Here is a 24,014-nt window from a genome sequence, read left to right on the forward strand (position 1 = left end):
CGCGGGCCACCGGAACGGCCACACCAGCACCGCCTCAGTTGCCAAGGAGGGCACATGAGCACCACACACGAATCGCACCTAGTTGGGCTCATCGGGCAGGGGGTACTGCCCTCGCTCACCCCTGCGCTGCACGAGCGCGAGGCCGACCAGCACCGCATCCGCTACCTCTATCGACCACTCGATCTCGACATCATGAGCTACGAGCCAACCCAGGTTGGCTCACTCCTGCGGGCAGCTGCGGAATTTGGCTACACGGCAGTTAATGTCACCCATCCGTGCAAACAGCTCGTGATGGACGCGCTCGACGAGGCCAGCGACGACACCCAGCGCCTTGGAGCAGCCAACACGGTACTCATTCGCGACGGCAAGTTCATCGGACACAACACAGATTTCTCCGGTTTCTCATCGGCGCTCGCCACCGGCTTGCCAGGCGTTGCCGTTGATCGCGTGGTGCAGCTTGGCGCCGGCGGTGCGGGTTCGGCCGTGAGCTACGCGCTTCTTGCCGCCGGCGTTTCGTCGCTCAGCATCGCAGACCTCGACGTTGCCCGCGCCGAGGAACGGGCCGCGTCGCTCAGCGCACTCTTCCCCGACGCATCCGTGACCGCCTTTGATCGCGGCGACATCGGGGCCGCACTCGGCAACGCCGACGGATTTGTGCACGCCACCCCCGTCGGCATGCACTCGCACCCGGGCATGCCGGTTGAGGCATCCCTGCTGCGCCCAGACCTATGGGTGGCGGATGTGGTCTACCGCCCGTTAGAAACGGAACTCGTTCGCACCGCCAGGGATCTCGGCTGCCGCGTGCTCGACGGGGGCTACATGGCGGTTGGCCAGGCGGCGGATGCGTTTACCCTTATTACTGGGATCAGCCCAGACCGCGACCGCATGCGTCGGCACTTTTTGGAGCTGATTGCGGAGGGGCGGTAGAGGTCGCCACCCTGCCGAGCCGTATCGGCCGCCAGAACCTCGCCCCTATGGGCGGCGCGGGCGCTGGCTTCGGCCTCATACCGATCGCCAGGAAGGGAAGCTAAAGCCCGGCATCCTGACGCGCGTCGTAGAGGTCGCGGTGAGCGAGGATGGTGTCGCGGTTCACGACCGCCCAGCGGGCAAGCACCGACACCGGAACGATGAGGGTCTCCCCCAGTTCCGTCACCGAATACTCCACCCGCGGCGGCACCTCGGCAAACACCTCGCGCGACACCAGCCCGTCGCGCTCGAGATTGCGGAGCGTGTGCGTCAGCATGCGCTGAGAAATACCGGGCACGCTTTTGTGCAGCGCAGAGAAGCGCCTCGGCCCCTCCGAGAGCGCGCCGATAATCAGTAGGCTCCACTTATCGGCAACTCGATCAAGCATGTCGCGGATGATCGCGCTCGTCTCGGCCGCAGCATCGCACGCGCCGCTCAGGCGCAGCTCATCAAACTCGGCCTCGCGCTGGGTGGTATTTGCCGAGGCCTCGTTGGCGATGATTCCAGCGTTACCGCTGGCAACTGTGACGGCATCCATTAGGCTCCCCAAGTTCGTATTTCACGTTGTTGCTTCGTATTCGGACCGTGCGGCGTAGCAATGCAGTCTGCCTGAAGGCTCTCGCTTCACGGCCAATCCGCGACACCGCTCGCTTCGATTTTCGGCCCCATTCGGCACACGGATGTTCGTGGCGCACACTGCAGTGCGCGACTGTCGTGCTGTATAACTAACTCTATTACGGGTTACGTACTAGAAGTAACCATTGATGAAAGGTATCGAATGAACATCGCCCTCTGGATTGCGGCAGGCCTGCTCGCGGCCGTCTACCTCATGAGCGGAACCCTCAAGGCCACGCAGCCGGTCGAAAAGCTCAAGAAGCAGATGGGCTGGGTCGAGGACTTCCCTCCAACGTTTGTCAAGATCCTTGGAGTACTGCAGATCCTCGGGGCAATCGGCCTCATCCTCCCCCTCGCGACGGGCATCGCGCCCATCCTCACCCCAATCGCCGCGGCCTGCTTTGTGGTCGTGCAGATCCTTGCGATCGCCGTTCACATTCGCCGCAAGGAATACAGCATCGCGATCAACGTTGTGCTGCTTCTGCTTGCCCTCTTCGTGGCCGCCTTCCGCTTCGCAAGCGCCTAACCCGAGGCAAGGTCCCGGCTTTTCGGCACTTTTCAGATTGCCTCCCGCAGGATTGGCTTGGCGGGAACAAATCAGGATAAGATAGCTGAGTTGCCTGCAAGGGACAACGGGCTGTGGCGCAGCTTGGTAGCGCACTTGACTGGGGGTCAAGGGGTCGCAGGTTCAAATCCTGTCAGCCCGACAGATAAGGTCGGAAACTCGAAAGAGTTTTCGGCCTTTGTTGGTTTCTGGATACATTCCTTGTCTACGACGCAGCGGGAGCTTCACCCATTGTCAGCTCAGCCTCGGCACCCGCGGGCAGGAGGAACCAGCCCAAGAAGGTCACCCCCTCATGCATTGCATCAAAACGACTGATGGTTTCATTGCCGGGCTCAAAGAAGGTGTCACCCGCGTGCAGGATACGTTCGCCTTCCACCCCAACTTGAAAGTGAACAGATCCCTGTTCGATTACTCCAAAGACAGGTCCGTTATGCCAGTGCGCTCCGGGAGTAACGCCAGGAGCAATTGAGATTCTTCGCACTTCGATCTGGTCAACAGTCAGGCTAGAGGCAAGGACGTGACGGTCGAGGGTTACGCGAGTAACAGGTTGTAGTTCCATGCGTCAATATTGCTCTCCCCACACCGCGATGAGCAGCGCCACGCGGTCAATCCGACAAGCCAATCGATTGAGCCCCAGACACGGCCATCGATTCAAAATAAGCAAAGCGGCAACCATCGCTTCTGCACACCCACACACGAGCTCCAATGTAAAGAATATTTGACACAGCTCACCCGGACGCCTACGCTCAAGAATGTCAAAGATTTTTTACACGGAGAGATCATGAACGCCACCGCATCCCCCGCCCAGAACATACGTCGCTCAAACCTCATCGCAGGCCTTGCGCTCCTCCTCATGGCTGTCCTTGCCGCGTTTGGCAACCTGATAGCCATCGACCCGCTAATCGTCCCCGACGAGGCGGCGGCAACGGCCGAAAACTTCCTCGCATCCAACGGCCTTCTCTGGGCCGGTATTGGCGCCTTGACGGTTGTGGCCGCACTCGATGTCATCGTGGCAATCACGCTGCTGCCGCTGTTATCGCTCGTGAATCGAAGGCTGGCCGTGATCGCCACGGTCCTGCGGATTCTGTATGCGGCGCTGTTCCTCGTCGCGATTGCCCAGCTGGTGGTCGCAGCGCTGAACACACAGACTCCCCAAGCGACTCTCGCCGTAACAGAGCTCTTCACCATGATTTGGCAAGCCGCACTCGTGCTGTTTGGCGTTCACCTACTCCTGGTCGGCTACCTCGCGGTGCGTTCCCCGATGCTTTGGACCATACTGGGAGTGCTCCTTGTCGTTGCGGGCCTCGGATACGTCATCGACGGGGTTGGCAACGTGGCAATCGCGGGTTACAGCGGGAACATCGCACAGTTTGCCTTCGTCGGCGAAGTAGTGCTCATCGTCTGGCTTTTGGCACGAGGGACACGGCTGAGCATCCCCACACAGGAAGGAACACGCGCATGAGCGCCGAGGAGAAAAACACCTGGGCATTTGGACTCATCGCCCTGCTGTCGTATGCGACCTACGTCACCGTTCTGCTCGCTCAAGCCGCCGGCGCACCCCTGACGGAGGCCGAGTATGTCACCCCCATGCTGTACTCAATCGGAGGCGCCGTGCTCGCTGGAATCATCGCGGGCATTGTCTTCGGCGCAACGGCAGGTAAGGGCCAGCCACGCAAAGACCAACGAGACAAGCAGATCTACCGATTCGGGGAATACGCGGGGCAAGGATTCCTCATCGGCGGCGCGATCGTCGCACTCATCCTTGCGATAATGCAGGCCAACTACTTTTGGATTGCAAACGTCATCTACCTCGCCTTTGTCCTCGCCGCAATCGTGTCGAGCGTGGCGCGCCTCGTAGCCTACCGAAGAGGGTTCACTTCGTGACCAAACCGACCCGCATCACCAACTCCATCCGAGCGCTCCGCACGGCAAGGGGCGACCTCACTCAGGCGCAACTCGCCGAGCGAATCGGCGTCACCCGCCAGACAGTCATCGCCATCGAACAGGGCAAGTACTCCCCCTCCCTCGAGATGGCATTTCAGATCGCCGAGGTGTTCGGGGTGCCGCTCACCGAGGTGTTTCACTATCCGAAGCGCTAAGAGACGTCTCGTCTGCGAGTCCGGCTGAGGACACTTGCCCTCAGCGCAAGGCTCACCAGCCAGACCGTCCCTATTGGCCAGATGAGACCTAGTCGAAGGCCTCCCACCCCGGTGTTGTGTCGTCCTTCACCTCGGCTGGCGCTGGCGATGACGGAGGGATGACCGCGGGTGCAGCCGGCGGCGCGGGTGGTGGCGTATCGGATTCGGCGACAGGGGCGGGAACCGCTGGCGCTTCGGGCGGCTGAACAGCAGCAGGCGCCGGCGTCACCCCGCGGTCGAGCGTTGGCTCGGGAAGCACCTCAACGGGAGTCTCAACAACTGGCTCATCGGGCTTAGCGTCAGCAGGAACAGGCGGACTTTCGACTGGATGGGTTCCATAGTCAATTGCGACCGGGGTCACCGGAACAATCGTGACCTGATCAGCAAGCGCCAACCCACCAAAGACGGCGCCGGTTACCAGGACTGCGGCGCTCCCAACAAGCGCCAGTTTTGCGCCAACAGAAAAACCTGTCGAAGTCGGCGCAACGACCGCCGCTGAGGCGGAGCCCGAGGATCCCCCCGCAAAGGCGGCAAGTCCTACCCCGGAGCCGCCAAGGATGAGCGGCGCAACGACCGCGCGCATCTGCTTGCCAACATCGCTCATCCGTTCGACCGAGCGTCGGCAAGCTTCACAGCCATCAAGGTGATTCTGCACGGAGACGCTGTCCCGTTTCCCCGATTGGTTTCGCACAAAGCGAGCCAACTTTTCGGCCATTGCATGACACTCACCTGACGGCATCTGCTCGGCGTGAAGGGAAAGGTAAGCAACCTTGAGCCCGTCGCGGGCGCGCAGCGCGAGCTGCGCGACCGCGTTTGCGTTCATTCCGATCTTGGCGCCAACATCTGAAAGATCAAGCCCATCAACTTCAATCAGCCAGAGGACGCTTTGCCAGCGCTCCGGGAGCTGCCGAAACGCTTCGTACACGAGCTCGCGCTCGCCCATTTCTTCGTTTCTATCCAGTTCTTGCAACTGCGGCAGGTAGTTATCAGCGTCGTCAGGGAGGGCAACGGTGGCTACGTCAACGGCCCGAATATGCAGGTTTCGTAAGACCATGTTCAGGTAGGCACGGAACGACTCGGTTGGGCCCTTTCCTCGATTCAGCACGCCGAGGATGCGCTCAAACGCTTCGCTGAGGAGATCCTCTGCGTCTCGCCGGTCGCGTACGAGATGGAGCGCGTATCTGATGCCATTCTCGTAGTTTCGGTTGTAGAGCTCGGTGAAGGCGACCACGTCGCCGTGCCGTACGCGATCGCACAGCACGGCATCCGTGATCAACTCATCTTCCTCAGCACGAGCACGCTGAGTGTTCTCCATTTTTCCCCCCATTGTCTACCGCCCTAACGGTTGTTGTATTTCCTTCTCAGCCCAAGCACGAGGCCCATCATGACTGCCCCGATACCGAGTATCAGGATCGGCCACGAGTCGCCAGTGCCCGTGAGCTGCAGCCGTGATGGCTGAGCGCTCCCCGCGTTGCTGCCATCACTCGGGTTACCCGGCGCACCAGGCGTTTCCTTTGCACCGGGGCCTTCCGGATCGACCGGAGGAACAACCGCCGTTTCAAAGGTATTCACCGCGGTGATGCTCAGCTGCTGGAGTGACTCTGGCGTACCTTCGGTCACAACAACCGCCTGATCATACGAGCCGTAGTCCACCGTGTGCGCGACGGCCGTTCCCGCGTCAGTTTCCGTCGCGAAGCAGTGTGTGCCGAGCGGCAACTTTGTGCGGTTGCCAACGTCGTCGATCATGCGCTTATTCTGGTCAATCTTGATCTTGACGGTTCCAGAGTAGAGCGTCGAAATGACGGTGTCGCCGTTCGCAAGGGTCTCAGGAACCTGGCACGTCACGAGGATAGAAAAGACATCATCCTTGACCTGCGCAAGCGCCTCAGCTGGACCCTCGGCGCGTTTTGAGATGCTCAAGGCACCCGCCGAGTAGTAGTTCGTGAGCGACGCCACAACCGTGTTTTCTGGTACGGATGCGTCGGCCGCCTTCTTCACGACCGTCACGGTAGCGGCAGCGGCGTTGTCGTCCGCCTTGCCCTTGTCCGTTTCGGTAACCGTACACGTCGTACCGAGTGGCAGGTTGGTGATCGGTGCCGAGGTGACACTCGTCGCGCCATCGGGCACGGTGAGCTCAACGTCGTCAACGGGGATCGTCCTCCCCCTCACCTCACAAGCGACAGCAAAGGTCAGCGTGTCTCCGTAGGCAAACGCGTCAACACCGGCACCTTCGAGCTGCTTCGTGATGACGATGCCGCCCGTTGCCTCAACCGCAAGGTCAAGGGTGAGGTTGGTGAAGTCATCGCTCAGCAGAGGATTGGTGATCACACCGGCCACGTCGTCCCCAAGGGGTCCGTTTCCTGTGACGTTCGGTGGATCGATATCAGCCGAAAGGTTCAGGAGCCCTGCGCTGCGCAGTCCGCCGTCTGGCAGTTCTTCGTTGTTGTTATCAACATCCTCATTAAGGTTTGTATTCGGGTCTGACTGCACACCGTGCGGGGATGCGGAGAAGCCATACAACGGCCCGCCCTCAGCAAACTGGTCCGCCGATACTCGTACGTAGTAGTCACCAGTATCAAGCTTATTTGCGACCCAACGGCCGTTGGCATCCGTCGTCACGGTCTCAACAACCGTCTCGGTGCCGTTGACCACACGAACAACTTCAACCGTGACTCCTGCAGGAGCGCCAGTGTCAATCGCGGGGTCATACACGCCGTTCTCGTCGTTGTCCTGCCAGATAAGGTCTCCAATGCTGAAGCCAAGCACTTGGGTGTATGGCTCATTTGAGACAACGGGCTGCGTCGCGTAGGTTTCCGACCACACCGCAAACATTCCGACGTAGAGGTCAGCCGCAGAGTTGTCCTGCGCGGCAAGCTTCACGGTTGCCGAGACCAACGTCTGGGCCTCGAGGCTGTCGGTTTGAATGAACCGGATCGCCGTCACCTCGCCGATGTTCGCCGGGCAACCGGTCGTGCCGAAGTCGGCCTCGGTGCACCAGCGCGTGCTTCCGCCCGAGAGCGCGTTGGAGGCATCGTTTGCCAGATCAGATACGGTCTCTGCCGCGGCAGAGGTGTAGTACCAGTCACCGGCAAGCTCGCCAGTCATACTGCCCGTCGCAACCGGCTTCGCAGGAATTTCTGCAAGCTTCAGCGAACCGGAATAATCAGAGCCGTAGGTGTGTCGAGCAGATTCGTAGCCGGCTACGTTGTCCCCCGTCTTGGGGAACACAAAGATACTGTCTGTCGGCATGATCTTGGCGCCTGAGGCGGTGTTGCCCCAGTTCAGCTTCCACTGCTGGGTTTGGTCAGTTGTGTTGATCCGCTGATCAACATCCATCTCAACCTGCAGTCCCTCTGGGGCGTACATAATGACGCCACGGGTTGCCTCGTGGAACTGCTTTTTGTAGATCACGTTGTCAGCAAGCACATCTACCGTGTTGATCAGTTCAGAACCAGACGCAACAAACATCGAGCCCGAGGTGCACACGTCAATCTTGGGAAGGTTCTCACTCGCCGCCCGATCACCGTACGACCAGGTCAGGGTGGTCAGTCCCTTGGCATTTGTGCCAAGGATAGGCCCGGAGACGCCGTCGGGGGTGACCGTACATGCTGGCTCGAACCTGAGCGAAGCTGGCAGCGTGTCAACCACCGTCAAGTCTCGCGCCTGAGCAGACGGAACCGTCGACGAGACGTACGGCGAGATCGTCCAGGTGAACGGGTCTCCCGCGTTTGTGGTGTTCAGGTTATCGTCACCAGACGCATCCTGATTTGCGGTCTTCGTGATTCCAAGAGCAACGCTCTGGAAGGCGAGACGGTCACCACGAGCGCTCGGCCCAGCATGGGTGTTTGGGTCGTAAGTTGAGGGATTCTTGTAGCCACCGTTCGCGCGGCTTCCCGTGAAGTTTGCGAGGATAACGCCGGACTCAATGGCCTGGCCGTCGTTTGGTCCGCCATAGAAGTTCACGCGGGTCACCAGCTTTGCGCGCAGCATCAGTGAGGTGAACGCGTCAAGCTGGTTGTTCTTTGGGGTCATGCGGATGATCGCGATGTCCTCAAGGTTCCATCCGTCTGCCACAGGATCGGTGCTAAAGATCAGGTCGCCCGCCGTTGCTGCTGAGGTTCCACAGTCTTGTGCAATACCTCGCTGGGCCGTCCAGTCACCCGTGTAGCGTGCCGTGGTCGAGTCATAGGTCTGCATGAGCGGGTTGCCCCACGAGCCGCCTGCCGTCAACTTGCCGTATTCAACGGTGATGCCCTCAGAAGCCGGATCGAAGGCGTGCTTTGTCGGCGCTCCGCCGGGTGTGGCAAGAGAGAGCGAGGCGAGCATGCCGGCGGACGGTCCACCAGAGAACGGCGCAAGTGTCTGCACCGAGTTATCCCAGACGTCACACACCTGTGCATTGGCGACGGGGATAGTGCCCGTGGAGTTTGTGGTGTTCAGGTAGGTGTACATCTCCTCGCCACCGGTGGTCAGTCCGTCACCAAGCAACCAGCCGGAAAGACCGGTCGGGATGATTTCCTCGGTGTTCTTATAGTCGGGGCTTGGCGTGCCGTTGACGTGAACGGTCAGCGGGTCTCCGGATGCTGGGATCTTTCCGTATGCCTTCACAAGGGCACCACTCGCCCTGACGTCGAGGTCGTGGGTCACGCAGTTGTCACCGCTGGCGGTGTTTCCGTCCCAGCCTGGCTCGTTTCCCCCACCAAAGTTGCTCACTCCGCCTGGTGACGTTGGCTCAAAATCGGTGTAGCAGTTTGTCACGCTGTAGAGACCGGTGACCAGCGGGTCGCCGTCTTTCCAGCCGTTCAGGGCCGGGTTCTTTGCCTTATTTGCCTTCATCAGCGCAGACAGCGGATAGGCAACCGTGACACGACCAACACTTGCGAGCGCGTGGGCGCCCATCGAATTGGTGCGGTCCATCGATGTGGTCGGAACCGACGCAAGCGTTGTGTCTGCCCCCGTGACCTTGACGCCAAACGAACCAGACGCGTCAGCGGCGCTGTCACAGGCGAAGTCGCTCGACTGCAGTTGGTTATCGCCTCGCGCAACACCGGCGGCGACGGCGCCTGGCAACATCCACGACTTTGAGTAGCTGTCGTTCAGCGCGCCACAGTATCCCGGCGCGGGAGCCGCACCGTATTTTGCGAGCTCAGGGTCAATCAGGTCACGAAACTCGAACGAGTCGCCAATTGATTGTTGGCCCTTTTTACCGCCGTATCCCTCGATCACCGCTGAATAAGTGACCAGCAGCGAGTCTTCGACCAGCCCGGTCACGGGATTCGTGAGCTTATACACCCCGGAAACAACCTGAAGCCCACCCTGTGGGTCTTGGTCTCCGTGACGCTTGACGAGGTTGAATCGGGGGGCGGCAGAAACATGAACAGGGTCGATGTCGTACTGCTTACTTGGGAGGGCGTCGTTGCTTGCCGAGTAGGCAATCGCCGACGTCTCAAATGACGAGTCGTTGGGAGATTCACCCGTTGTCAGGATGTTGATTCCAAACGGGCGTGCTGAGCCGGTATCAATCGGGCCAACGTTACAGATCAGGCGCTGGTCCCCGTTTGCCTCAACAAGAATCTGGGACTTCACCGACCGGTCGATGCGGCACAGCGTTGGTACCTGAGCCGCCCCGCTCACCTGGAAGTTGACCTTTGCGCCGTCCGTTGCCTTCAGCAGCACCTCAAGAATCACGTCGCCAACGGGCAGTAGCTTGTCGTCAACGCCCTTCTGCAGGTTGGTTGCGCCGATGGTGTACGCGATGCTGGTGATATCGTTCGTCGCGACCCGGTTATCGTACAGCGAGCAGTCGTTACCTGGCTCGGCCGTCGGGCAGATGTTATTCACATCGGGAAGCGTGCCAGAGCCAGTAACGATTCCGCCACCGTTTGGCAGGCTGGTATCACTGCTCGCGAGGCCCAGCGAGAGCTGGGGAATCGGCCGGAGCCCGCCGTTCACGGCTGCGGAGGTTCCGCCAGCAACGGTCACCGGCGCGATTGCGGTGTGCAGCGTTGGCGGCGCTTCCGCCTGCCCAACCAGGTCAGAGTGTGACGTGCTTGGCATAATCCAGCGATAGTTCTGTGAGGGAGACACGGCACGAACCGTGTAGCTTCCGTCAGCTACCGCCGTAAACGCGTATTCGCCGGTGTCACCTGTTGTGGTGCTGGCAACGATGTTGCCCGTCGATCCGAGGAGGTCAATCTTGACCCCGCCGCGACCTGCCGACTCCAGCCCAGCTCCTGCAACGCTCGGATCACCGAAGGATTCCGTCGAGCCAAGAATGTTGTCGTCTTGTGATCCGTTACCGTTGAGGTCGATCCAGACGATGCCGTGCACACCCTCGGAGACCTCACCGGGGTTCACAACGGAACGCGGGCTTGACCCTGCCGGATTGTTGACGGCGGATGCCAGCATTGACGGCGATACGGTGAGCATCGAGGTGATGAGCGCGGCGCTCACTACGGTAGCGAGCGTTGACCCAAGGTATCGACGATGTTCGCCGTTCCGGTTGAGCCTGGTTTTTTGATTCCCCAACAAAAGTATTCCCTAAGTTTCGTTCAAATAATGTGCTTGCGGAGCGACACTCTTGGCGCCCGCCCGCACCACTTCGCAGTGCGTCAGCATTAAAGGATTCAAAAACCCGATCCCCATTACGGGTGTTTCCCAAACGAATCCAACTGATTTTGCGATCGAACGAGCTGCTGCCCCTCAGCCGACACGTTTACCGTTGTCGCCTGCGCAGCCGTCACATACAAAATAGCAATTCAGCCACAACAACGGCTGTGAAACGGGCAGTCATCCAGACTTGCAATAATGGCAGTAACCAGCGTTAAGGTCTATGCTGTGAGGCATGGCCCGCACCCCGCTCTCAGACGAAGACCTCCTCGCCATCTCGCTCCGATGCGCGGAGCTCATGCACGAGCACGACGGAGATGCTCCAACCAAGGCACTTGTTGAGGCCTCCGGGTTCTCCGAGCGAACCTTCTTCCGGTACTTTCCAACCAAAGCGGAAAGCCTCCGCCCTCTGTTCAACCACGGCAATCGGCGGTTTGCCGCGGCGCTAGCCAGGCGAACGGCATCCTCAACGGTGACCATCGTGGATGCGGTGGCTGACGCGTTCAGCGAGGCCTTTGCCGAGGACGGCCTCGTCTGGGGCCGCCACCTCATGCAACTTGTGCTGTCATCCCCTCCCCTTCGCCGGGTGTGGCTCGAGACCAACGACGACCTCGCTGAACTACTTGTGCCCACGCTGGCGCAGGCACTTGGACTCGCGCACGATGACGGGGAAACCAGCCTAGCCGCCGACCAGGCCGTACTGCTCGCGGTTTCCGCTCTTCGCCGGATGGCGCTCCTCGACGAAGGTCCACAGGACGCTGCGGCACACGTAGCCGACGCATTTCGGGGTGCCCCGCTGCTGCGAACGGCCCAAAGCTCAACCCATCAACACACGAATAACAGTTAGGAAACATCATGGATCTCACAGACAAAGTTGTGCTCGTCAGCGGCGGCGCACGTGGGCTCGGAGAAGGATACGCGCGCGGCATCGTGCAGGCCGGCGGAAAGGTGGTCATCGGTGACCTCCTCGACGACGACGGAGCAGCGGTCGCCGCCGATCTTGGCGAGAATGCCCTCTACGTGCACCTCGACGTCACCGACCCCGACTCGTGGAAGAGCGCCGTTGAGCAAACGGAGGAACACTTCGGCAGGCTCGACGGGCTCGTCAACAACGCCGGCATCAGCGCGAGCGGCCAGCCCGTTTACGAGGAATCGCTCGAGACCTTCCGCAGAATCGTAGAGATCAACCTCTTTGGCGTCAACAACGGGATGCACTTCGCGATCCCAGCAATGCGACGGGCCGGAGGCGGGTCAATCGTCAACATCTCCTCCGCCGCAGGACTCATCGGCCTCGCCCTCACGGGCGGCTACGGTGCATCAAAATGGGGCGTCCGCGGGCTCTCCAAGGTCGCAGCGGTCGAGCTCGGTCGGGAGAAGATTCGCGTCAACTCCGTGCACCCAGGGATGGTATTCACCCCAATGACAGCACCAACCGGCATTTCTCTCGACGAGGGCGCGTTCCCAAATAACCCGTACCAGCGGGTCGGACGGGTTGAAGAACTTGTTGGTGCGGTGCTCTACCTACTCTCGGATGCGGCCTCCTACACAACGGGCTCCGAGATCGCCGTTGATGGAGGCTGGACGGCCGGCCCCTCGATCGAATACGTCATGGGCCAGTAATCGACACACGGCCGCATCCGCTGGCTGAGCCGGTTCAGGATGCGGCCACACCCGCCTCACCTCGACGGGGCGAGCCTCCCCCACGATTCCCTAGACTGATCGCATGACACTGAGAGTCGCAGCGATTCAAGCGGAGGCAAGGCCAGGCGCGGTGGATGCAAACATCCACACGGCCGCACGTCTTGCCACGCAGGCCACGACGGCGGGAGCCGAGTTTCTTGTCTTTCCGGAGGCATTCGCAACCGGCTATGACGCCCGGGTCTTTGCGCAGCCCCTGCCAACGCTCGCCGAACCGTCATGGTTGCTGCCGCTTCAAACCGTCATAGATGCGACGGGTGCCACGGCCGTGCTCAACACCGCGCTCGACCACGGCGGCTATCGAGGCCTCACCGATCTACTCCTCACCCCTGGCCAACCGGCAACGGCCGCATACCGCAAGCAGCACCTCTACAACAGCGAGCGCGAGACCTTCTCGCCAGGCCCTCACGGGGTCAGCCTGCAGTTGAAGAGCATCACCATCGCCCTGTCGGTCTGCTACGACGCCAACTTTCCGGAGCATGCCGCAGCCGCGGCCGCAGACGGCGCAAGCCTCTACGTCAATAGCGGCGCCTATTTCCCTGGAGGAGCGCGCCGCCGCGATCTGCACGCCGCGGCACGAGCGCTCGACAATGGCATGTACGTTCTCTTCAGTGGACTCGTCGGCAGCCCAAGCGATTTCATCGGGGGCTCTACCATCTTCGACCCGCTCGGGCGCCGCATCGCGCAGGTGTCAGCGGGCGAAGGAATTGCCGTCGCCGACATCGATCAGGCAATCGTCGATGCCGCGCGCGGCGACCAGCGCATGTGGTCGGATCGCCGTGATTCGCTCGGAGCCCGAGTCAACCTATAGCGCGATGATCCAACGAGCGATTCAGCTACAAAGTTCGGGTGGTTGCACGCCGACCATCAGGGAAGATCAGCGGTCAGCTCGGCAACCGCGCTACCGTCGGGAAGCATCACGGCTCGGTTACCAAGCGGCTCGGGAAGATCAATAGGAACAAGCGCGATGGGATCAAACGGACCAGACTTGGCGCAGTATCCAGCATCCATTCCTACCCCGTTGGAATACTGTCGAACCAGTTCGGATGGCACCCTGTCGATACGGATGATCACGCGTTCTGGGTCGGATTCGACGCTGAGCCCGCTCACATCACACCTGGTGGTAACGCCAATAACAAGGTCGGCGCGCGACAGCAGCGCATCCCGCTCCCGGTTCATCGCGAGGGCTGTGTCTGCAGAACCGCGCTGTTTCCAGCCAGGAACGCGCTGCAGATAGGCGGGGCTGGTGCCGCTATCTTGCACAACCTGATAACCAACAACGGCAGACGAGCCCGCAGTGTCTTCGTTGGGCTCGCCCGTGGCCGGCAGAACGTCATCAATCAGAATCTTGGTCGACACGTTGGTTCCACCGTTGCCCCACAGGTCATCAACCTGCTGCTGAAACTCTGCCCGAGCGGTCTCTGCCTCGCGCGCCGCTTCGGACTGCTCGTGTTGCGCCCACAGCGACAGGATAATCCCGCTGGCTACCAGCATCGCGACAACGCCAATCATGCCTCGGACGCGCAGAACGGTGCGGCCGGCATCGCTGAGCTCGATCTCGTTACCGTCCCGAAATTGCCACCCGGTCACGAGGCGACTCACTCGCCAGTGAGTATCCGGGGAGATCAACGCCCACAGCGAGACGCCCAGCCCGAACACTGCGAGCAAGATACCGAGCAGCAGCAACAAAATTTCGACCCCTATCGGCTATCCGAGGCACGCTCGGCCGGTGAGATCACCGGGCAGGAGCGAACGCCAAGCCGTCGCGGTTGGCGATGCAGTAACGGGTCACTCATGCACAACATCCTCTTCGCATAATTTCATATATCACCCTAGCAAGTGCGGAAAACTTGGCTGTGGTCGCGTCAGCAGAACGTCTCGGAAACGTGACTAACGGCCCATCGGGAACTGCACCACAACTCTGAGTCCCCCTGCATCCCTCGGGATAATCGTGAGAACGCCATCGTGGGCGGTGACAATACTCTTCACAATCGCCAGACCGAGGCCAACTCCGGCATGATCCGTCTTCGTCTGGTCGTCGTGTGACCGGTCCGCTCGGATGCGCTCGTTTCCGCGCTGAAATGGCTCGGTCAGCGTCGCGACGAGCTCTGGGCTCAGCCGCTCCCCCGTATTCTCAACGACGAGCGAGACGCCGCCTGCGCCGGTGGCCGTCGTAACCCAGACCGTTCCCGCTTCTGGCAGGTTGTGCACAATCGCGTTGTGCACAAGGTTGGTTGTCATCTGGAGCAGCAATGAGTTTGACCCAACGGCCACGCTGATGTCGCCGATCGTTTCGAGCGAAATACCGCGCCGCTCAGCAAATGGGAGCAACGTCTCGGCCGCCTCCTCCGCAACGAGGGAAAGGTCAACGCGCTCCCGCACAAAGTTGCGCTGGTCGGCACGGCTCAGCATGAGCAGCGCCTCGGTGAGATCGATGGCCCTCGAATTGACAGCCTGGAGGCGAGCAAGCACCTCATCAGTGTTGCGATGTGGATCGTTTCTGGCCACATCCAACAGCGTCTGCGAGATCGCGAGCGGAGTACGCAGCTCGTGGGATGCATTTGCCGCAAAACGCTGCTGCTCGGCGACGTGCGCCTCAAGTTTGGCAAGCATCGTGTCAAAGCTGTCGGCGAGTTCGCGAAATTCGTCGGTTGGGCCTGGAAGCTGGATGCGGTGCGCGAGCGAACCGCCCGACGCGAGGCGCGTTGCCTCGGTAATCCGCGAAAGGGGCGCGAGCATCCGGCCGGCAAGAAACCAGCCGCCGAGTAATCCAAAAACGATCAGGAACAGAAACGCCCAGGCCACTGCGGGGGTAAAAGCCCGAACGAGGTCGTGGCGACCAGGCATGAAGCCGCCCGTTGTATTCATTGCTTCGACCGGGACGTACCGCAGCAGAAACAGCCACACGATTACGAGCAACAGTCCGCCTGCGAGCAGGATCACGCCAGCGTAGCTGAGGGTGAGTTTGAGCCGGACGCTGAGCCCCTGCCGTCTACCCACGGCCGCTGCCCTCGGTAGGCGTCAGCGGAGCAGTCTTTTGAGCAGTGGCGCCAGATGCCGGCGCCTCGATCCGATACCCAACACCGGTGACGGTTGCGATGAGCCACGGCTCCCCCAGCCGCTTACGGAGCGAGGATACCGTGATGCGCACGGCGTTCGTGAACGGGTCCGCGTTTTCGTCCCAGGCCCGTTCAAGAAGTTCTTCGGCGCTGATGACTCCGCCCTCCGCCGAGACAAGCACCTCAAGGACGGCAAACTGTTTCCTGGTGAGCGCAATGTAGCGGCCGTCCCGATAGACCTCACGCCTGAACGGGTCGAGCCGAAGCCCAGCGATCTCGCGAACTGGCGGCCGGTTACGGGAGCGCCTTCGGTCGAGGGCCCTGAGCCGCAGCACAAGCTCTTGCAGTTCGAAGGGTTTGGTGAGGTAATCGTCGGCACCAAGTTCGAAGCCGGATGCTTTATCGTCGAGGCGATCGGCAGCGGTGAGCATGAGGATGGGCATCCCGCTTCCTGAGGCCACGATGCTCCGCGCGATCTCGTCGCCGGATGGCCCAGGAATATCACGGTCGAGCACGGCGATGTCGTAGTCGTTGATGCTGAGCAGTTCGAGTGCCGCATGTCCGTCACCCGCGATATCGGCGGCAATCGCTTCGAGGCGAAGGCCGTCGCGAATGGCCTCAGCCATAAACGCCTCGTCTTCAACCACCAATACCCGCATAGATTCAATGCTACAAGTCGGACATATCGTGAGCGTATGCAAAAACGCATACGGCCTGGCAACAGCAACCCCAATTAACTGGGCACATGAGTCAAATCAGTACGCGACCCGCGAAGCAGCACACCGTCTTGAAAATCTTCGCGGTCGGATTAGGAATTGTTGCCATTATTCTCGGGATCGTTTTCTGTCAGGCGCTGTCGTCGTCATCATCATCCGACGCGCTCAGTACACACGACGAACGCTGGCCTCGCGGAACGAGGGACGAACCCGCCGGTCCAGCAACGACGGCGGACGGCATCCTCCCTGAGCGGGCCTCGGTCTTCAGCGACGATCTGCCAGGCGTGACGCAGCTTGAACCGAACCTACTCGCTGCAATTCGGGCAGCTGCTTCTGATGCAGCTGACGACGGCATCGAGTTCTTTGTGAACAGCGGCTGGCGCTCCCCCAAATATCAAAAACAACTGCTCAACGAGGCGGTTGCAACATACGGGTCTGTCGAGGAAGCCGCAAACTGGGTTGCCACGCCAGAGACGTCGCCCCATGTCTCTGGCGAAGCCGTGGATATTGGCGACTTTGATGCGACCTACTGGCTCTCGCAGTACGGTGCGACATACGGCCTCTGCCAGATCTACAGCAACGAGTCGTGGCACTACGAGCTTCGGGATGAGGCCGCGACAGAGGGCTGCCCCCTCGCCTACCTCGATCCGACACACGACCCGCGGATGCAGCGATGAGCGGCCGCATCGTGGGGTTCGGGTCTCAGACGGCCCAGCGCATCCGGAGTCCGTTTCGGCCGAAGTACCGGTCAAGTTTCCAGCCTGCACCGGGGCAAAGGCTGCCAATGCCGGCAGAGCGAGTGTTGCTTGTTGCGCTCTTCGCCGTTTACCTTTCGCTCCTTGTCTGGATCGTGCTGTGGAAGCTTGAGGTTCCATTCATCGGCACCGGTGCGACGCGCACCATTAAGCTTGTTCCTTTTCTCTCCACGATGGATGCCGGGCCGAGTGCGCCAAGCGAGGTCGCCGCCAATATCCTGATCTTTGTCCCGTTTGGGCTCTATCTTGGGATGCTGAAACCAACCTGGCCGGTCTGGACGTCCGCATGCATCGTGGCCGGTTCAAGCCTGCTTCTTGAGGTTATACAGTATGTGCTGGCAATCGGCGTGGCAGATATCACCGACGTGCTCGCCAACGCTGCCGGCGGTGTTGCGGGCGTTGGGCTGTACCGCCTGAGCCGTCGTGCGTTGACGACTCAAACGGAAGTTGTACTTCGTTGGGTGTGCCTAGTGGGAACGGTGGTTGCGCTACTCGTGTGCGTGATTGTTGTGGCGTCGTCGCTGCGGTACGGGGCACCGATGAACATGACTCCCCACAACCTACCGACAGTGATCGCCGGTTAGCGGCGGCTCTGACCGCCAAACATCGCACCGGCTACGATAAGGGTCATGCATCGTTCAGCAGCCAAGACGTTTTTTGCAGCGCTCTGCGCGATTTCGCTCACCGGCGCGCTCTCGGCCTGCAGCATCCTCAGCCCCGAGATTTCGCCAGTTGCCACCGATCCAGCGGCGCCGAAGGATACGTCTGTGGCCGACTCGAGCTCGTCATTCCGCCCGGTCATGGCGACCGGAGAGCCAGGGGCCGCACTCCGTGTGCTTGAGTCGTACTACGTCAGGGATGCCGACATTACCCAAGCCCTCGACGATGCCAAAGCCCTCATCAACACAACCGTCGCGGTTGGCTACGCGGATGTCCTTGAGGAATTCCCCAACATCGCTGACCAGTTTCTCGCGCTCGACTGCTCTATCCCGCTCGAAGACCGCTCCCCACAAGTCGACAACCCCGCCGAGCCGCTCGTCGCCTGCGATGTTGACGGGATGCGCAAATACCTGCTCGCACCAACCGAAATCGGAAGCTCATCGCTCACCTCCGTTCAGACAGTCAACCGCGATGGCTACTGGGCAATCACATTGGAGTTCACCGACGACGGCGCGCAGGCGCTCAAAGCCGTCACAAGCCGCCTCACGAATTTTCCCGAGGCACGGTCACCGCTGGCCGACTCCCCCGACGCCGACCTCGCATGGCTTGGACTCAGCAGCGAATCGGCATTTAAGCAGCTCGCAATCGTTGGAAACGCGCTCGTACTCTCGGCCCCGCAGGTGATGTCACCCATCCCAGACGGCGTTATTGATATTTCCGGCAGCTTTACAGAAGAAAGCGCCGAAGAACTCGCGGAACTGCTCAGCGACTAGCTGGCAGGGGCATCCAACACGACGCTCAGCAAGGCAACGCAAGCTGGAATGACGTGGCTTTCGGTGGTCGAATTGTCGCTATTTTCCGCTTTTGGCCGTGTGAAAGCTCTCGCCTTAGTCCGGAATACCCGTCATCATCGATTGGATTCCGGCGACCGATTGTTGGTGAGCTTGCTCAGATGCTCCATCTCCTGATGAACATGCTGAGCCCGATTATGGATACCGTTGCGGGCATCGGCTAGGGCCTGCCTCCCCTGGCGGAGAGCGCCCTCTTCAGCTGAAATCACATATTCGCTCATAGTTTCCCCGTCTCCCCTATCTCAAGATGGTTTGATGTCGGTGCAGTACAGGGTTGCGTTCAGCGTTCCCTTAACTTCTGTGCCGTTGACAAAGTTCATGTCGTCAGACTTCAGGTCTCCCACCTCGCTGTCAACGGCAGACGATACTCTGACCGTACCTTTCCCCTCGACAACCACGATTCGTCTCCCGCCAGAAGACGTTGACTCAACCTCCATTGGCACGCTTTCCCCATCAAAAATCCCCAAAAGCGCGGTTTCTTTATCGTTCACGAGCGCAGTTGCGGACCTGGATTCACCTTCCCGCGGTAGGAAGAAATGGAATGAGCTTTGGGGACCACCACGAAGCGATGTCCCGCCCACGTATTCGTCCTCGCACGTAACTGCATCCGGGTGGGCAACAAGAGTTACTTCGTTACCTTCAAACGTGAACGTCATCGATACCTTCGATTCCTGTGCAGGCGAACACCCAGTCATTGCGACCAGACAGCCAACGGATAGCAGCCCCACAATAGAGGTAAGAACTCTACTCATAGCTTCCACGCTACCGCTCTCTGGTTATCAAACTCATTCAACCGGGTGACGGATGTCTGCGCGACGCGGCGAGCATCCGCGGCCAGGTGTTGCAACCGGTTTAGTTGCGCCTCACACTTGCGCATGCGCGAAAAGAACGATTGTTGGGCCTCACCGCTCCACGAACTTTCCAATAAAAGCATCCGAGAACGCAAACGCTCAATTTCCGTATCAATAGCTCGAACTGCCGACTCAATCTGCGAGAGACTCATCGTGGCTTGTCCTTCATCTAGTCCAATCATCAAAGACTCCCATGTGAATTTGACTCGCTATGGCCTCAAGTGCGCGTGGGAGTTCATCACCTGGTTTTGGGGCCGGAATAAGAGGGCTTTCCGACAGCGCACGAAACTCCAACTGCCCCGACAGGATTCCTCGAACGCGGGCTTTGAACTCCTGAGGGACATCCGGCATTTGACAGAGTTCGGTGAGTTCGTCACGTAGGACCTGAACGATGGGCGCTGAGGCCGGTATACCGTCCAATAGTGATGGTTCATCAGCCCCGATCAGCACCGAAAGATCTGGCTCAAATGCGTCGTTCACGATATCGCTCACGCTAACGGCAATAACAGTCAAATACCAAATTGACGGTAAGCCGGCCGAGCCACTCGTCACCCGCGACTCCGACCATCCGCTTGGGCGCGCGACGTTTCTCCTCGTAGGCACCCGACGATGCGGCTGTCACTATACCGATTCCATACAGCTACTTGCATTCCCGGTACTCGGTGCTACTATGTAGTGGTACTCAGTTACACCGAGTACCGAAAGGAGAACGCATGAGCAAGCAAATGACCGAGATGCTCAAGGGCACGCTCGAAGGCATTGTGCTCGCGATTATCGCGGTAAAACCGGCTTACGGGTACGAGATCACAACCCAGCTTCGCGACGAGGGATTCACCGACATCGCAGAGGGCACAATCTACGCACTGCTCGTCAGGATTGAGCAACGCGGCCTCGTTGACGTCGAGAAAGTCCCCTCCGAAAAGGGACCGCCCCGCAAGGTCTACACCCTGAACACTCAGGGCAGCGAGTACCTCAACGAATTCTGGGGCACGTGGGAGTTCCTTGCGGAACGCATCCACCGACTGCAAGAACACATCAACAACACAAACAACAGCACGACCGAAGGAGAATAATCATGGCCGCAGGATGGATTGAACTTGTCACGGGCTCGTTCGAAGACAAGAAGCGCTGGCGCCAGTACAAGGCCCGCAAAGAGCAGCTCCCCACAAACTACCGCACCGCGATCGACGGCATCGAACGGTACTTCATGTATGCGGGCAACGTCGTCAAGGGCGATGTCATGATGCAAATGTTCGACGACCTCGCCGACCTCATCGAGCAGGCGGCAGCCGACGGAACCCCCGTCCGCGACATCGTTGGCGACGACCCAGTTGAGTTTGCCGAAACATTTATCGCTAACTACTCCGACGGTCAGTGGGTCAACAAGGAGCGCAAGCGCCTCACCGACGCCATCGACAAGGCCACCACCGAATCCTAAGCAGCAACGGAGGTCACAATCATGTCAACACCGCTACCCCCCGAACCGGCCCTCAGCGTGCAGGGCATCACCAAATCATTCAAGAACCTCCCGGTACTCACCGGCGTCAACTTCGAGGTCAGCGCGGGCAGCATTTTCGCCCTTCTTGGCTCAAACGGAGCGGGCAAGACAACGCTCGTGCGCATCCTCTCAACCCTGCTCAAGGCAGACGGCGGCACCGCGAAGGTCAACGGATTCAACGTCGCCACTCACCCAGGCGACGTGCGCGAATCCATCAGCCTCACCGGCCAGTTCGCAGCCGTCGATGAGGTGCTCACCGGGCGCGAGAATCTCATCCTCATCGCGAAGCTCCGCCACCTGAAAAATCCGTCCGCAATTGCCGATGAGTTGCTCGCCCGCTTCTCCCTCACCGAGGCAGGCAAGCGCAAAGCGGCCACGTACTCCGGCGGGATGCGGCGGCGGCTCGACATCGCTATGAGCCTCATCGGCAGCCCTCCGGTAATCTTCCTTGACGAGCCAACAACAGGGCTCGACCCGCAGGCCCGCATTGAGGTCTGGCAGACTATCCAGCAACTCGCAAAGGGCGGCACAACCGTCCTGCTCACTACCCAATACCTTGACGAGGCAGAGCAGCTCGCCGACCGGATCGCGATCCTACACAAGGGCACGATCATCCAGAACGGCACACTCGCCGAGCTCAAGCAGCTCCTCCCCGCCGCCAAGGTCGAATACGTCGAGAAGCAACCCTCGCTTGAGGATGTCTTCCTCGCCCTCGTTGGCGAACCGGACGACACCCCCGCAACCACAACCGCCGACGGCACCGCCGCGGTGCCAACAGGAAAGGAACTCCGATGACCGCCCACATGCTCAGCGACACCCGCGTCTTGACCGGGCGCTCGTTGCGCCACATCCTCCGCAGCCCCGACACGATCATCACCACGGCGGTGACGCCGATCGCCCTCATGCTGCTGTTTGTGTACGTTCTCGGCGGGGCCATTAATACCGGCTCAAGCGAGTCGTATATCAACTACATGCTTCCCGGCATCCTCCTCATCACGATCGCGTCTGGCATCGCGTATACCGCCTACCGACTCTTTCTTGATATGCAGGGTGGCATTTTTGAACGCTTCCAGTCCATGCCAATTGCGCGGTCGAGCGTGCTGTGGGGACATGTTCTCACCTCGGTCGCCGCCAACCTGGTTTCGGTGGCAATCGTCACGGGAGTTGCGCTCCTCATGGGGTTTCGCACCGGCGCATCCGTTGGAGCGTGGCTTGCCGTGGCCGGCATCCTCGTGCTCTTCACCTTGGCGCTGACCTGGGTCGCAGTCATCGCGGGGCTCTCGGCGAAGACAGTGGATGGCGCAAGCGCGTTCAGCTACCCGCTCATCTTTCTCCCGTTCATCAGCTCAGCCTTTGTGCCAACCGCGTCGATGCCAGGGCCTGTTGCGTGGTTCGCCGAAAACCAGCCGGTCACGTCGATCGTCAACACCATCAGGGCCCTCTTCGCGGAACAACCCGTTGGCAGCGAAATCTGGATAGCGCTCGTCTGGCTGGTAGGCATCCTCGCGATCGCATACGGCTTCGCAAACGCCATCTATCGAAAGAAGATCAGCTAGCAAACACTTGCTTGCGAGGCCCCGCTCGGGATCGGCGGCGGGATATCCACCCAATTCCAGCGCGAATATGGTGGATATCCCGCCGCCGATTGCATGCCAGCCATGCCAGAGGTAACAGGGGGTAGAACTTATGCACAGCCTTCGCCTGTGTTTGCGGCTAATCGCGTGTCTCGTGCCCTCGACCGAGGCGCAGCCCAGTCACAGCAAGGCTTCTGTAAAGACCGAGCGCGTTTGGGGGCTGTGGACAGCCGCAACAGGCATCCGTGGTTCACCGGCAGGATGCTCGCATGACGTCTTCACTCCCACTCCCGTTCAACGCCAAGGCCTTCCGAATCGCGGATGCGCTGGATGCCGGAATCCCAGGACGCCGACTCGATCGCAACGACCTCCTCAGGCCGTATTACGGGATCCGCGTCGCGAGACAGCCACCCAACGGCAGGACCGCGGGTACCGCACGCTCCGTCGAACAAACCGTCGAGCTACTCGCAAGTCACTATGCGCCACGACTCACGCCCGGACAATTCTTTAGCCACACAACGGCGGCGGCGCTATGGGGCATCCCGCTCCCCAAGCACGCATACACATCGCGGAATGAGACAACGCAGAAACGGTATCAGACCACGAGCGGCCCGAGCGCAGGCGTCCCCATCCATGTGAGCGCAGGCGTCCCCTTTCGCGGGCCCGACACAGCAGGGGTTGTCGGCCACCGCTTAGCCGAACCACTCAATAGCATCACCCGCCTAGCGAAAGACGGACTGAACCTGCCAGTGAGCGCGCCAACCGCGACCTGGTTGCAGCTGTTTGCATTGGACTGCGGCCTCACCAATGACGATCTGGTCGCAGCCGCAGATTACCTCGTCCGGCGGCCAGAATTCCCGCAACACGGGCGGCCATTCACCAGCATCGAAGAGCTGACCGTAGCGACTCAGGCCTACAGGGGGCGCGGAAAACGCCGGGCAATCGCGGCGCTCGCCGAGATTCGTGAGGGTTCGGATTCTCGCCCCGAATCTCTTCTTCGCTTGCTCCTTTGGCGGGCCGGCTTGCCAGAGCCCGAGCTCAATCCTGTTATCGCTGGCGCCAATGGCATCCGTATTGGCCGGGCCGACCTGGTGTACCTGCCGTGGAAAGTCATCGTTGAATACGACGGGGATCAGCACCGCCGAGATACAACGCAGTACGAACACGACATGACTCGACTTCAGGATTTTCACGTGTCCGACTGGGTGGTGCTCCGGTTCCGAAAGACCGCTCTGTTTCAGACGCCTCAGCTCGTGGTCCACCAGGTAAGGGCGATGCTCATGCGCCGCGGATGGACTCCGTGACTGGCTCGCCCGATTCGTATGTGTCGCTACGTGCCAAGGGCCCCTTTCTCTCTCCCCCGCCCCCCCCAAAAAAAATCTGGGACTGCACTTCAAGCACCCCCATCGGGAATCGAGGGCGGGATATCCACCAAATTCCAGCGCGAATATGGTGGATA

At 60.4% G+C, this 24,014-nt stretch carries 26 protein-coding genes and 1 tRNA gene; 17 read left to right on the forward strand and 10 right to left on the reverse strand.

Translation table 11 applies throughout. The features are described 5' to 3' along the window. The first annotated feature begins 54 nt into the window (after positions 1-54). Positions 55-927 carry a shikimate dehydrogenase gene (locus FHX76_RS05535; protein WP_167148700.1) on the forward strand — a complete coding sequence of 291 codons (873 nt, stop codon included), beginning with the start codon at positions 55-57 and terminating at the stop codon, positions 925-927. Between the two features lie 100 nt (positions 928-1,027). On the opposite strand, the gene FHX76_RS05540 is transcribed toward FHX76_RS05535, so the two are convergent. Further along, positions 1,028-1,504, reverse strand: a complete 477-nt coding sequence (locus FHX76_RS05540) for a winged helix-turn-helix transcriptional regulator (protein WP_167148702.1) — start codon at positions 1,502-1,504, stop codon at positions 1,028-1,030. Positions 1,505-1,744: 240 nt separating this feature from the next. On the opposite strand from FHX76_RS05540, the gene FHX76_RS05545 reads away from it, so the two are divergent. Then, entirely contained in the window at positions 1,745-2,107 is a 363-nt protein-coding gene (locus FHX76_RS05545; RefSeq protein ID WP_167148704.1) for a DoxX family protein, read from the forward strand. A 107-nt stretch (positions 2,108-2,214) separates the two neighbouring features. After that, positions 2,215-2,288, forward strand: a tRNA-Pro gene (locus FHX76_RS05550). 63 nt (positions 2,289-2,351) lie between these two features. Here FHX76_RS05550 and FHX76_RS05555 read toward each other — a convergent pair. Further along, the gene (locus FHX76_RS05555; RefSeq protein WP_167148706.1) at positions 2,352-2,705 is read right to left on the reverse strand and encodes a cupin domain-containing protein; all 354 of its coding nucleotides are present in this window, start codon (positions 2,703-2,705) and stop codon (positions 2,352-2,354) included. 222 nt (positions 2,706-2,927) lie between these two features. On the opposite strand from FHX76_RS05555, the gene FHX76_RS05560 reads away from it, so the two are divergent. The 3 genes from FHX76_RS05560 to FHX76_RS05570 are packed head-to-tail and all read left to right on the forward strand — an operon-like array spanning position 2,928 to position 4,245. After that, positions 2,928-3,608 (forward strand): DUF4386 domain-containing protein, encoded by a 681-nt coding sequence (locus FHX76_RS05560; protein ID WP_167148708.1) that lies wholly within the window; start codon positions 2,928-2,930, stop codon positions 3,606-3,608. Then, positions 3,605-4,030, forward strand: a complete 426-nt coding sequence (locus FHX76_RS05565; RefSeq protein WP_167148710.1) for a hypothetical protein — start codon at positions 3,605-3,607, stop codon at positions 4,028-4,030. Before FHX76_RS05560 ends, FHX76_RS05565 begins: the two co-directional genes overlap by 4 nt. Then, positions 4,027-4,245: a helix-turn-helix domain-containing protein gene (locus FHX76_RS05570; RefSeq protein WP_167148712.1), complete on the forward strand. Its 219-nt coding sequence runs from the start codon at positions 4,027-4,029 to the stop codon at positions 4,243-4,245. The genes FHX76_RS05565 and FHX76_RS05570 overlap by 4 nt, the downstream gene beginning before the upstream one ends. An 88-nt stretch (positions 4,246-4,333) precedes the next feature. Here the strand turns inward: FHX76_RS05570 and FHX76_RS05575 are convergent, their stop codons facing one another. Continuing rightward, positions 4,334-5,599 (reverse strand): RNA polymerase sigma factor, encoded by a 1,266-nt coding sequence (locus FHX76_RS05575; RefSeq protein WP_167148714.1) that lies wholly within the window; start codon positions 5,597-5,599, stop codon positions 4,334-4,336. A 23-nt stretch (positions 5,600-5,622) separates the two neighbouring features. Continuing rightward, positions 5,623-10,812 (reverse strand): DUF5979 domain-containing protein, encoded by a 5,190-nt coding sequence (locus FHX76_RS05580; protein WP_167148716.1) that lies wholly within the window; start codon positions 10,810-10,812, stop codon positions 5,623-5,625. A 316-nt stretch (positions 10,813-11,128) separates the two neighbouring features. Between FHX76_RS05580 and FHX76_RS05585 the strand changes: the two genes are divergently transcribed. From FHX76_RS05585 to FHX76_RS05595, 3 genes are all read left to right on the forward strand, one after another. Continuing rightward, positions 11,129-11,740 (forward strand): TetR/AcrR family transcriptional regulator, encoded by a 612-nt coding sequence (locus FHX76_RS05585; RefSeq protein ID WP_167148718.1) that lies wholly within the window; start codon positions 11,129-11,131, stop codon positions 11,738-11,740. An 8-nt stretch (positions 11,741-11,748) separates the two neighbouring features. After that, positions 11,749-12,513, forward strand: a complete 765-nt coding sequence (locus tag FHX76_RS05590; RefSeq protein ID WP_167148720.1) for a glucose 1-dehydrogenase — start codon at positions 11,749-11,751, stop codon at positions 12,511-12,513. A gap of 103 nt (positions 12,514-12,616) precedes the next feature. Then, positions 12,617-13,402: a carbon-nitrogen hydrolase family protein gene (locus tag FHX76_RS05595; RefSeq protein ID WP_167148722.1), complete on the forward strand. Its 786-nt coding sequence runs from the start codon at positions 12,617-12,619 to the stop codon at positions 13,400-13,402. 56 nt (positions 13,403-13,458) lie between these two features. On the opposite strand, the gene FHX76_RS05600 is transcribed toward FHX76_RS05595, so the two are convergent. The 3 genes from FHX76_RS05600 to FHX76_RS05610 form a co-directional block, all read right to left on the reverse strand. After that, positions 13,459-14,193 carry a hypothetical protein gene (locus FHX76_RS05600; RefSeq protein ID WP_167148724.1) on the reverse strand — a complete coding sequence of 245 codons (735 nt, stop codon included), beginning with the start codon at positions 14,191-14,193 and terminating at the stop codon, positions 13,459-13,461. A gap of 288 nt (positions 14,194-14,481) precedes the next feature. Further along, positions 14,482-15,591, reverse strand: a complete 1,110-nt coding sequence (locus tag FHX76_RS05605) for an ATP-binding protein (RefSeq protein ID WP_167148726.1) — start codon at positions 15,589-15,591, stop codon at positions 14,482-14,484. After that, positions 15,584-16,309 carry a response regulator transcription factor gene (locus FHX76_RS05610; protein WP_208402444.1) on the reverse strand — a complete coding sequence of 242 codons (726 nt, stop codon included), beginning with the start codon at positions 16,307-16,309 and terminating at the stop codon, positions 15,584-15,586. Before FHX76_RS05610 ends, FHX76_RS05605 begins: the two co-directional genes overlap by 8 nt. Positions 16,310-16,395: 86 nt before the next feature. Here FHX76_RS05610 and FHX76_RS05615 point away from each other — a divergent pair, with 86 nt between their 5' ends. The 3 genes from FHX76_RS05615 to FHX76_RS05625 all read left to right on the forward strand — a co-directional run bounded on the left by FHX76_RS05615 (position 16,396) and on the right by FHX76_RS05625 (position 18,554). Beyond that, positions 16,396-17,043: a M15 family metallopeptidase gene (locus FHX76_RS05615; RefSeq protein WP_167148728.1), complete on the forward strand. Its 648-nt coding sequence runs from the start codon at positions 16,396-16,398 to the stop codon at positions 17,041-17,043. Positions 17,044-17,150: 107 nt separating this feature from the next. Beyond that, positions 17,151-17,705, forward strand: coding sequence for a VanZ family protein (locus FHX76_RS05620; protein ID WP_167148730.1), 555 nt, complete (start codon positions 17,151-17,153; stop codon positions 17,703-17,705). A 45-nt stretch (positions 17,706-17,750) separates the two neighbouring features. Continuing rightward, complete coding sequence (locus FHX76_RS05625) at positions 17,751-18,554, forward strand: SecDF P1 head subdomain-containing protein (RefSeq protein ID WP_167148732.1); 804 nt, start codon at positions 17,751-17,753, stop codon at positions 18,552-18,554. Between the two features lie 320 nt (positions 18,555-18,874). Here the strand turns inward: FHX76_RS05625 and FHX76_RS05630 are convergent, their stop codons facing one another. From FHX76_RS05630 to FHX76_RS16100, 3 genes are all read right to left on the reverse strand, one after another. Then, the gene (locus tag FHX76_RS05630) at positions 18,875-19,123 is read right to left on the reverse strand and encodes a hypothetical protein (RefSeq protein WP_167148734.1); all 249 of its coding nucleotides are present in this window, start codon (positions 19,121-19,123) and stop codon (positions 18,875-18,877) included. 257 nt (positions 19,124-19,380) lie between these two features. Next, positions 19,381-19,665, reverse strand: a complete 285-nt coding sequence (locus FHX76_RS16840; RefSeq protein ID WP_167148736.1) for a WXG100 family type VII secretion target — start codon at positions 19,663-19,665, stop codon at positions 19,381-19,383. After that, positions 19,649-19,963 (reverse strand): hypothetical protein, encoded by a 315-nt coding sequence (locus tag FHX76_RS16100; protein WP_208402641.1) that lies wholly within the window; start codon positions 19,961-19,963, stop codon positions 19,649-19,651. The genes FHX76_RS16840 and FHX76_RS16100 overlap by 17 nt, the downstream gene beginning before the upstream one ends. Positions 19,964-20,196: 233 nt before the next feature. Between FHX76_RS16100 and FHX76_RS05640 the strand changes: the two genes are divergently transcribed. The 5 genes from FHX76_RS05640 (at position 20,197) to FHX76_RS05660 (ending at position 23,859) form a co-directional block, all read left to right on the forward strand. Further along, a complete protein-coding gene (locus tag FHX76_RS05640; protein ID WP_167148738.1) occupies positions 20,197-20,556 on the forward strand; it encodes a PadR family transcriptional regulator in 360 nt (119 codons plus the stop codon). Positions 20,557-20,558: 2 nt separating this feature from the next. Then, the gene (locus FHX76_RS05645) at positions 20,559-20,921 is read left to right on the forward strand and encodes a DUF1048 domain-containing protein (protein WP_167148740.1); all 363 of its coding nucleotides are present in this window, start codon (positions 20,559-20,561) and stop codon (positions 20,919-20,921) included. Positions 20,922-20,942: 21 nt separating this feature from the next. Continuing rightward, positions 20,943-21,776: an ABC transporter ATP-binding protein gene (locus FHX76_RS05650; protein WP_167148742.1), complete on the forward strand. Its 834-nt coding sequence runs from the start codon at positions 20,943-20,945 to the stop codon at positions 21,774-21,776. After that, on the forward strand, positions 21,773-22,537 hold the full coding sequence (locus FHX76_RS05655; RefSeq protein WP_167148744.1) for an ABC transporter permease: 765 nt from the start codon (positions 21,773-21,775) through the stop codon (positions 22,535-22,537). The genes FHX76_RS05650 and FHX76_RS05655 overlap by 4 nt, the downstream gene beginning before the upstream one ends. A 287-nt stretch (positions 22,538-22,824) precedes the next feature. Continuing rightward, entirely contained in the window at positions 22,825-23,859 is a 1,035-nt protein-coding gene (locus tag FHX76_RS05660; RefSeq protein WP_167148746.1) for an endonuclease domain-containing protein, read from the forward strand. Positions 23,860-24,014: the final 155 nt, after the last annotated feature.

Source organism: Lysinibacter cavernae (assembly GCF_011758565.1).
Taxonomy (GTDB): domain Bacteria; phylum Actinomycetota; class Actinomycetes; order Actinomycetales; family Microbacteriaceae; genus Lysinibacter; species Lysinibacter cavernae.